The sequence below is a fragment of the Paraburkholderia sp. genome, assembly GCF_035501035.1.
Taxonomy (GTDB): Bacteria; Pseudomonadota; Gammaproteobacteria; order Burkholderiales; family Burkholderiaceae; genus Paraburkholderia.
The window spans coordinates 1-9,535 of sequence record NZ_DATJWR010000302.1; the positions used below are offsets into that span (position 1 = coordinate 1).

10 protein-coding genes are annotated in these 9,535 nt (G+C 68.5%); 5 read left to right on the forward strand and 5 right to left on the reverse strand.

What is annotated here, in order from left to right:
* The 5 genes from VMJ11_RS22330 to VMJ11_RS22350 form a co-directional block, all read left to right on the forward strand.
* A partial coding sequence (locus VMJ11_RS22330; protein ID WP_325621852.1) for an ABC transporter permease subunit occupies positions 1 to 508 on the forward strand: 508 nt, incomplete at its 5' end.
* A gap of 54 nt (positions 509 to 562) precedes the next feature.
* A complete protein-coding gene (locus tag VMJ11_RS22335) occupies positions 563 to 1,480 on the forward strand; it encodes an ABC transporter permease subunit (RefSeq protein ID WP_325621854.1) in 918 nt (305 codons plus the stop codon).
* Between the two features lies 1 nt (position 1,481).
* Positions 1,482 to 2,525, forward strand: a complete 1,044-nt coding sequence (locus tag VMJ11_RS22340) for an ABC transporter ATP-binding protein (RefSeq protein WP_325621856.1) — start codon at positions 1,482 to 1,484, stop codon at positions 2,523 to 2,525.
* The gene (locus VMJ11_RS22345) at positions 2,522 to 3,541 is read left to right on the forward strand and encodes a peptide ABC transporter ATP-binding protein (RefSeq protein WP_325621857.1); all 1,020 of its coding nucleotides are present in this window, start codon (positions 2,522 to 2,524) and stop codon (positions 3,539 to 3,541) included. Before VMJ11_RS22340 ends, VMJ11_RS22345 begins: the two co-directional genes overlap by 4 nt.
* Entirely contained in the window at positions 3,534 to 4,793 is a 1,260-nt protein-coding gene (locus VMJ11_RS22350) for a TraB/GumN family protein (RefSeq protein WP_325621859.1), read from the forward strand. The genes VMJ11_RS22345 and VMJ11_RS22350 overlap by 8 nt, the downstream gene beginning before the upstream one ends.
* Before the next feature lie 206 nt (positions 4,794 to 4,999).
* Here the strand turns inward: VMJ11_RS22350 and VMJ11_RS22355 are convergent, their stop codons facing one another.
* From VMJ11_RS22355 to pxpB, 5 genes are all read right to left on the reverse strand, one after another.
* Positions 5,000 to 5,953: a DUF979 domain-containing protein gene (locus VMJ11_RS22355; RefSeq protein WP_325621861.1), complete on the reverse strand. Its 954-nt coding sequence runs from the start codon at positions 5,951 to 5,953 to the stop codon at positions 5,000 to 5,002.
* The gene (locus VMJ11_RS22360) at positions 5,950 to 6,723 is read right to left on the reverse strand and encodes a DUF969 domain-containing protein (RefSeq protein ID WP_325621863.1); all 774 of its coding nucleotides are present in this window, start codon (positions 6,721 to 6,723) and stop codon (positions 5,950 to 5,952) included. Before VMJ11_RS22360 ends, VMJ11_RS22355 begins: the two co-directional genes overlap by 4 nt.
* Before the next feature lie 363 nt (positions 6,724 to 7,086).
* Entirely contained in the window at positions 7,087 to 7,842 is a 756-nt protein-coding gene (gene pxpA, locus VMJ11_RS22365; protein ID WP_325621865.1) for a 5-oxoprolinase subunit PxpA, read from the reverse strand.
* Between the two features lie 50 nt (positions 7,843 to 7,892).
* Positions 7,893 to 8,960, reverse strand: coding sequence for a biotin-dependent carboxyltransferase family protein (locus VMJ11_RS22370; protein ID WP_325621867.1), 1,068 nt, complete (start codon positions 8,958 to 8,960; stop codon positions 7,893 to 7,895).
* A partial coding sequence (pxpB, locus tag VMJ11_RS22375; RefSeq protein ID WP_325621869.1) for a 5-oxoprolinase subunit PxpB occupies positions 8,957 to 9,535 on the reverse strand: 579 nt, incomplete at its 5' end. The genes pxpB and VMJ11_RS22370, both read right to left, overlap by 4 nt.

The following is a 9,535-nucleotide window of genomic DNA, read 5'->3' on the forward strand; positions in this document are numbered from 1 at the left end:
CGCCGTGGAGTTCGACATTCCGCACGTCACGGGCTTCATGCTCATCGATTCGCTGCTGCCCGGCACCGACGAAGGCTCGTTCCGCTCGGCGCTCTCGCATCTGATCCTGCCCGCGATCGTGCTCGGCACGATTCCGCTCGCCGTGATCGCGCGCATGACGCGCTCCTCGATGCTCGAAGTGCTGCGCGAGGACTATATCCGCACCGCGCGCGCCAAGGGTCTCTCGCCCGCGCGCGTGATCGTCGTGCACGGGTTGCGCAATGCGCTCATTCCGGTCGTGACCGTGATCGGCCTGCAGGTCGGCACGCTGCTCGCGGGGGCCGTGCTCACCGAAACGCTCTTTTCCTGGCCCGGCATCGGCAAATGGCTGATCGACGCGATCAGCCGCCGCGACTATCCGGTGGTGCAAGGCGGCATTCTCATGATCGCGACGCTCGTGATCGTCGTGAACCTGGTCGTCGATCTGCTGTATGGCGTGCTCAATCCACGCATCCGACATACGAGGTAAGCGAGCCATGAAGATGCATTCCCCGCAACCTGTTCATCGAAACCCGGAGGCGTGATGGCTGACATTCAGAACACCGCGCCCCAGGCGGTCACGCCGCCATCGGGCCGCGCGCTCGTGCTGCGCGAATTCTGGGCGAACTTCTCGCGCAACCGGGGCGCCGTGGGCGCCGGCATGATCGTGCTGATCCTGATCTTCGTCGCGATCTTCGCGCCGGTGATCGCGCCGCACAGCCCCATCGAGCAATACCGCGACTTTGTGAAGATTCCGCCCGCGTGGCTCGACGGCGGGAACTGGAAGTTCATTCTCGGCACCGACGAAGCGGGCCGCGACATTCTCTCGCGCCTCATGTACGGCGCGCGGCTGTCGCTGTGGATCGGCTGCGTTTCGGTCGTGCTCGCGCTGATTCCGGGCATCGTGCTCGGGCTCGTGGCCGCGTTCTTCGAGAAGTGGGCCGACACGCCGATCATGCGTCTGATGGACGTGCTGCTCGCGCTGCCCTCGCTGCTGCTCGCGGTGGCGGTGGTGGCGATCATCGGCCCGGGTCTCACCAACACGATGCTCGCCATCGCGATCGTGGCGCTGCCCGGCTACGTGCGTCTCACGCGCGGCTCGGCGCTCGGCGAACTGCACAAAGAGTACGTGACGGCCTCGCGCGTGGCGGGCGCCGGCACGCTGCGCCTGATGTTCTCGCAGGTGCTGCCCAACTGCACGGCGCCGCTCATCGTGCAGGCTACGCTCGGCTTTTCGTCCGCGATTCTCGACGCCGCCGCGCTCGGCTTCCTCGGCCTCGGCGTGCAGCCGCCCAGCGCGGAGTGGGGCGCGATGCTCGCCTCGGCGCGCGACTACATCGACAGCGCATGGTGGATCGTCACGATGCCTGGCCTTTCGATACTGATCTCGGTGCTCTCGATCAACCTGCTCGGCGACGGGCTGCGCGACGCACTCGATCCCAAGCTCAAACGGATGGCCTGACATGACTGCCACGAACAAGGAACTTCTGACCATCCGCAATCTGGCGGTCAACTTCGGCGGCCTGCCCGCCGTCGACCGCGTGAATCTCTCGGTCGCGCCCGGCGAGGTGCTCGGCATCGTCGGCGAGTCGGGCTCGGGCAAGAGCGTGACGATGATGGCGCTCATGGGCCTCATCGACGCGCCCGGCAAGGTGAGCGCCGATTCGATCACATTCGACGGCCGCGACCTGCTCAACGCCACGGGCAAGGAGCGCCGCAGCATCGTCGGCAAGGACATCGCCATGGTGTTCCAGGACGCGCTCACGAGCCTGAACCCGAGCTACACGGTCGGCTATCAGATCAAGGAAGTGCTCAAGCTGCACGAAGGGCTGCGCGGCTCGGCGCTCAACGCGCGCGCGCTCGAACTGCTCGACCAGGTGGGCATACCCGACGCGAAGAACCGCATCGACAACTTCCCGCACCAGATGTCGGGCGGCATGAACCAGCGCGTGATGATCGCGATGGCCGTGGCCTGCAACCCCAAGCTCCTGATTGCCGACGAACCCACCACCGCGCTCGACGTGACGATCCAGGCGCAGATCATGGAGTTGCTCGTGCACCTGCAGAAGGAGCGCGGCATGGCGCTTGTGCTCATTTCGCACGATCTGGCCGTGGTTTCCGAAGTCGCGCAGCGCGTGGCCGTGATGTACGCGGGCGAGATCATCGAGACGAACCGCGTGCCCGATATCTTCGCGAAGCCGCATCATCCGTACACCGAAGCGCTGCTCGCCGCGATTCCCGAGCACAACAAGGGCGCGGCGCGCCTCGCCGCGCTGCCGGGCATGGTGCCGGGGCGCGACGACCGGCCGCGCGGGTGCCTGTTCGCGCCGCGCTGCAAGTACGTGGTGGACGACTGCATGAAGGCGAGGCCCGCGCTCGATCCGCTCGCGGATGGCGGCGGCTACGCTCAGGTTCGCTGCATCAAGCCGCTCAATGCTGCGGCGCGTATGCCGGATCAACTGCCTGGTCAACAGCCGGGTCAACTTTCCAACGGAGGCGCGCGATGAACGCAGTCCAGCAATCCGCGGCTCGTGAGGACACGAGGGACGACAAGGTTCTCGTCGCCGAGGGCCTCAAGAAGCATTACACCGTCAAGCGCGGCATGTTCGGCTCGGGCACGGTGAAGGCGCTCAACGGCGTGTCGTTCTCGCTCACGCGCGGGCGCACGCTCGCCGTGGTGGGCGAGTCCGGGTGCGGCAAATCGACGCTCGCGCGCCAGCTCACCATGATCGAGCCGCCCACGGCGGGCAAGCTCACCATCGACGGCGAAGACGTTGCGCATGCAAACGCCGCGAAGGTCGCCGCGCTGCGCCGCCGCGTGCAGATGGTGTTCCAGAACCCGTTCGCGTCGCTCAACCCGCGCAAGACCGTCGAGCAGACGCTCGGCGAGCCGCTCGCCATCAACACGCGGCTCACGGCCAGCGAACGCGCGGACCGCATCGCGCACATGATGCGCATCGTCGGGCTGCGGCCCGAGCACGCCAAGCGCTATCCGCACATGTTCTCGGGCGGGCAGCGTCAGCGTGTGGCGATCGCGCGCGCGATGATTCTCGACCCGCAGATCGTGGTGGCCGACGAGCCGGTCTCCGCGCTCGATGTCTCGATCCAGGCGCAGATCCTCAATCTGTTCATGGACTTGCAGGAGCAGTTCCGCACGAGCTACGTGTTCATCTCGCACAACCTGGCCGTGGTCGAGCACATCGCCGACGACGTGATGGTGATGTATCTGGGCGGCGTGGCGGAACTCGGCGACAAGCACACGGTGATCTCGCGGCCGCGCCATCCTTATACGCGCTCGCTGCTTTCGGCTACGCCCGCGATCTTCGAAGCGGACCGTCACGTGAAGATCAAGCTCGAGGGCGAATTGCCTTCGCCGCTGAACCCGCCGTCTGGTTGCACGTTCCACCAGCGTTGTCCATACGCGATCGAACGGTGTCGCAAGGAGGTTCCGGCGCTTCGCGAAGTGGATGGTCGTCAGGTATCCTGCCATCGTGCAGAGGAGGTGGGGGAAGAGAATGCCTGAAGCGACGGCGGCGCGTCGTTTTACGCGCCGCCAGCAGCTAAGGGGCGGCCGTCGAGCCGCTTTTTGCCTCGTTTTCCCCCGCGCTTTATTGCTCGCTTTCCTGCTCGCCTCGTTTGCCGTTTTCGCCGGGGCTGCGGTCGTGCGCGCGGTTTTGCGTTCGACGTTCGGTGCGGCGCGCAAGGCGGCGTTGTGCGGTGCGTTGCACGCGGCGCTCGTGCTGGCGGTTGCGTTGTGTGCGTGGCCCGCCTTGCCCGGAGCCGCGTTCGCGGCGGGCGCCGCCGCCAACACGCCCGGCGCGCGTCCGTCCGTGCCGATGCCGCCGGGCAGTTCAGGCGGCATTCCCGGCTTCCACGCCGCGCCCGCCGTGCCGAGCTACGCTTCGGGCACGACGGCCGGCGGCCCGGTGCGCACGCAACCCGCGCGCATGCCGTTCTACGTCGCCACGCGCGGCAACCTCACGATCTATCTGCTCGGTACGCTGCACGTGGGCGACCCCGCCGACTATCCGCCGGGCCAGCCGTTCCGTCAGCCGATCCTCGCGGCGCTCGCCGCCTCGCCCATCCTTGCTCTCGAACTGTCGCCCGACGATCTGCTCGTCTCCCAGGACGACGTCTCGAAATACGGCGTGTGCAGGCGGCCTTGCCTGCCGGGCATGCTGCCCGAGCCGCTCTGGCAGAAGCTGGAGGCGCGCATGCGCGGCAATCCGGAGGCGCTCGCCGAGATCCGCAAGATGCGGCCGTGGCTCGCCTCGCTGCTCGTGGAAACCTACGATTCGCTGAGCGCCGGCCTGCAGACCGAGTACGGCACCGAGGCGCAGTTGCAGAACGTGTTCCTGCAATGGAAAGGACGCCGCATCGTCGGGCTGGAGACGCTCGCCGAGCAGATGCGCGCCTTCACGAACCTGGGCCTCGCGCAGCAGCGCGAGATGCTCGCGCAAGACCTCGCGCAGACCCCGGCGCAAAACGTCGCCGACGTGCACACGCTGGTGCGCCTGTGGCGCGTGGGCGACGCCGACGCGATCGCCGCTTGGGAGTCGGCGCGCACCGAGAAGCTCGCGCACGACCCGCGCATGGCGGCCTCGGTGGACAATCGCATCGTCTACGAGCGCAACCGGCGCTTCGTCTCGCGCATGCAGCAATATGTAGCGCCCAACAAGCCGCTGTTCGTGGCGATCGGCGCGCTGCACCTGGGCGGCCGCAAGGGCGTGCTGCAGCTGCTGCGCCAGCGCGGCTTCACGGTCGAGCCCGGCTGAACACGACTCGAACGAATCGAGCGCACCGCGCCTCGCAGCGGCAGGGCGCGCTGGAATCGATCGTGATCGACGACAGCGACGCACCGGGCGCCTTCGAGTCGAGCCCGGCTGAACACGGCGACGAGCGCGCCAGCAGACGGCAAGCGTCCACAAAAAAAGCCGGCGTGAGCCGGCTTTCTCGTCCTCTTCACGCCAACGCGCCTTTCTCAGAAGCCCAGCACGTTCAGCAGCACGATATTGCACGCGAGAATGCCGAGCGCCGTCGGCACCTGCACGCGTATCACCGCGTTCTTGTCGGGCAGTTCGAGCAGCGCCACGGGCACCATGTTGAAGTTCGCGGCCATCGGCGTCATGAGCGTGCCGCAGTAGCCCGAGAACATGCCGATGGCGGCCATCATCGCCGGATTGACGTGGAACACGCCCACCAGCACCGGCACGCCCACGCCGCCCGTCATCACCGGGAATGCGGCGAAGCCGTTGCCCATGATGATCGTGAAGAGGGCCATGCCCACGCAGTACACGACCACGGCGACGAAGCGCACGTCCATGTTGATGTACGAGGTCGTCACGTGCGCCACCGCCTTGCCCACGCCCGCATCCGAGAACACGAGCCCGAGCATGCCGAGCATCTGCGGCAGCACGGCGGCCCACGAGAGCGCATCGACGAGGCGGCGCGTTTCCTTCATGGACTGGCCGACGCTGTCGCGCGTGATGACGCACGCAATGCCGAGCGCGACTACGCAGCCCACGCCGAAGCCGATCAGCGTGACGTTCTTCGGATCGACGAGCGGGGTGCCGCCGATCACGAGATGGCTCGCCGCGAGCGTGAGCGCGACGGTGATGGCGGGAATGGTGAGCGCGGGCACGAAGAGCTTGTTGCCCAGACGCTTCGCGCTCGCGATGCGGGTTTCGAGCGCGAGCACCTTGGGCTTCGCGGCCGTCACGCCACCGAGCCCCGCGATCAGCGCCATGGCGAGCACGAGCACGCCGACGATTTCGGCGGGCAACAGGTCGCCCACGAGAAAGATGAGCGCGTAGAGCAGCCAGAAGCCGCCGGCGGTGAAGCGGCGCGGGTGTTCGCGGTCCATCATGATCATGCCGCCCACGATGAGCAGCACGATGCCGAGGAGCCAGAAGAGCCAGTTGAGGGTGAGTGTCATGCGTCGTCTCCCTGGCGGGCTTGCCGGGTTTGCGGGGTTTGCCGATCAGCCGCCGCATTCGCTTCGCCGGCGACCTTGCGCGCGCCGCCCAGCTCGCGCTCGAGCTTGCGGTCGAGCAGCCAGAGCCGCGCGCCGTGGATCAGGAACGCGCAGATCGCCGTGGGGATGCCCCAGAACGCCACGTGGATCGGCTCGACCGAGACACCGGCTTCCTTGAGCAGCGTGACCATCAGCACGATCGCGCCGAACGCGACGAAGATGTCCTCGCCGAAGAACAGGCCGACGTTGTCGGTGGCGGCCGAGTAGGCGCGCAGCCTGTAGCGTATGGCGTCGGGAAGCTTGCCGAAGCGGTTTTCGGTGGCGCCTTCGGCCATCGGCGCGATGAGCGGGCGCACCATCTGCGGATGGCCGCCGAGGCCCGTCAGGCCGACCGCCGCCGTGATCTCGCGCACGAACAGATAGACGATCAGAAGACGGCCCGCGGTGGCCGCCTTGATGTTGCCGATCCAGATCTGCGCGCGCTCGCGCAGGCCGTGGCGCTCGAGCAGGCCGATCACGGCGAGCGGCAGCAGGATGATGAGCGGAATGTTGCGTGTCTTGATGAAGCCGGTGCCGATGGCGGCGAGAATCTTGCCCGGCGGAAAGCCCCCGGCGAAACCGGTGACGACGGCCGCGGCGGCGACGATCAGCATCGGATTAAACCGTAACAGGAAGCCGGCGATGATGACGGCCACGCCTATTAGCGGCCATAAGTTGACGGTGCTCTGCATGTGGATCTCCAAACGTATTGGCTTGTCGTGGTTGCCGCGGGTGGCGGCGAAACGGTCCAGCTCGCGTGGCTTTGCATGGGAGCGGAGCGAGTGCTTTGCATGAGCGCGGAGTGAGTGCTGAAGCACCCACTTCGGCCGGCAGCCGAAGCACCAACCCCGGCCGGCAGCTAAAGCACCCACCCCGGATCGACGGGGTGGCGAGGCTGGACCGCGTTGACTGCACGGCTCTGATGGCCGTTCGTACACCTACACTTGCTGTTGCTGAGAGATTGCCCTGCGAAACCTTCGGTGATGCGTCGCGCGCGGCGCGTGCCGCGCGCTTGTGTACTTCCGTGCCTGGTGCTGGCGCTTTCGGGCGCGTCTTCAGCCTTCGACCGCCCCGAGCGCGTGCACGCCAATGCCCGCTTCGTCGAGCGCCGCGCGAATGCGCCGCGCGAACGCGAGCGCATGCGGACCGTCCCCGTGCAGGCAGATCGTTTGCGCGTTGAGCGGCACCCAGGCGCCGTCAACGGCCTGCACGCGCTGCTCGCGGATCATCGCGAGCGTGCGCGCGAGCACGGCGTCCTCGTCGTCGAGCAATGCGCCGGGCTCGCTGCGCGGCACGAGCGAGCCGTCCGCGCGATAGCCGCGATCGGCGAACACTTCCTCCACGGCCACGAGCCCCGCGGCGCGCGCCGCGCTCACGAGCCCGCTGCCCGCGAGCGCGTACACGGTCACCGAAGGGTCGAAGTCGTGCACGGCGCTCACGATCGCCTCGGCGATCTGCGGGTCGCGCGCGGCCTGGTTGTAGAGCGCGCCGTGCGGCTTGACGTGGGCGATGCGCCCGCCCTCGGCCTGGGCGATCGCGGAGAGCGCGCCCAGTTGATAAAGCACGCCCGCGTAGATCTCGCCGGCCGGCAGGTTCATCTCTTTGCGGCCGAAGTTTTCGGGGTCGTTGAAGCTCGGATGCGCGCCGATCGACACGCCTTTCTGCACGGCCCAGCGCACGCATTCGCGCATGGCGTTCGCGCCGCCCGCGTGCCAGCCGCACGCAATGTTGGCCGAGCTCACGAGGTCGAGCAGCGCTTCGTCGGCGCCGCAGCCTTCGCCGAGGTCGGCATTCAGATCGATGGTGGTCATGATGTTCCTCTTGCTGCTTGTTCTGGAGTTGGTGCGAAAAATGTGAAGCGTCAGGCGTTGGCGGCCGCGCGCAGGCGCTGGCTCGCATAGCGCTCGTCGTGCATGGCGATCGCGGCATCGATTTGCCGCAAATACGCCCGTTCCTCCTGCAGCGCCGCGCGAGCGGTGGCCGGCGTCGATTCGACGAAGCGCACGCCGCCCGTCAGGCGCACCTGCGCGAGCTTCCACAGGTCGGCGCGGATCACCGAGCCGATCTTCGGGTAGCCGCCCGTGGTCTGCGCGTCGCTCATCAGCACGATGGGCTGGCCGTTCGGCGGCACCTGGATCGTGCCGGGCAGCACGGCGTGCGAGAGCAGGTCCTGCGCGTTCGTGCGCACGAGCGGCGTGCCCGTCAGGCGAAAGCCCATGCGGTTGCTGTTGGGCGTGAGCTGCCATTCGTCGGACCAGAACGCGCGCTGCGCCTCGGGCGTGAAGCTGTCGTACTCGGGGCCGCGCAGCACACGCACGGGCACGGCCCACGCGACGCCGTCCGCGTGCCGGCCACGCCGGTGATGCGGCTCGTCGAACAGCGCGAAGTTGCACCACACGGGCGCTTTCACGCCGAACGCGGGCGCCGCCGGATCGAGCGCGGCGCGCTCGCGGCCCGGCGCGAACGAGGCGCCGATGGCGAGGCGGTCGCCGTCCTTGAGCGCGCGGCCCGCGAGGCCGCCGAAGCCCGCCGCGAGGTCGGTGCTGCGCGAGCCGAGCATCGGCAGCACGTCGATGCCGCCCGCCACGCAGACGTAGGCGCGCATGCCGCGCTTGGCGCCGTTGAGCACGAGCTCCTCGCCGGCTGCCACGGGCAGGCTCCACCACGACCAGACGGGGCGGCCGCCCAGCGTGGCGCCGAAGTCGGTGCCGGTGATGGCGATACGCGTGGCGCGCGGGAAACGCAGCGCGACGGGGCCGAAGGTGATTTCGAGGCCGGCCGCGTCGGACCGGTTGCCGACGAGCCGGTTGCCCACTTCGAGCGAGAGCGCATCGAGCGCGCCGCCGGTGGCGACGCCCAGATGCCGGTAGCCGGGGCGGCCGAGATCCTGGACCGTGGTGAGCAGGCCCGCGCGCAGGACTTCGATCATGCGTGCAGCTCCGCGATGGTGAAGCGCACGCGGTCGCCGGGCATGTGCAGCGTGGGCGGATTGCGCGCGGGGTCGAAAAGCTTGAGCGGGGTGCGGCCGATCAGTTGCCAGCCGCCCGGCGACGCGGCCGGGTAGATGCCCGTCTGCTCCCCGCCGATGCCGACCGAGCCCGCGGGGACGGCAAGACGCGGCTCCCGCCGCCGCGGCGCGTGCAGCGCGGGTTCGAGACCGCCGAGATACGCAAAGCCTGGCTGGAAGCCGAGGAAGAACACCGTATAAGCGCCTGCGGCATGGCGCGCGGCGACGTCGGCCGCTGCGAGCCCGCACTGGTGCGCGACCGCTTCGAGATCGGGACCTTCCTCGCCGCCGTAGACCACGGGTATCTCGACTTCGCGGCCCGCCTCGGGCGCGTCCTCGGCGTCGCGCCACGCGTCCCTGAGGGCGCCGGCGAGCGCCGCGGCGTTGGCGGTCAGCGGGTCGAAGGTGATCGTCAGGTTGTTCATGCCGGGCACCACTTCGCGCACGGGCGCCCAGGCACGCACGAGCGCGGCGACGGCCCAGACGCGGCGCTGCAC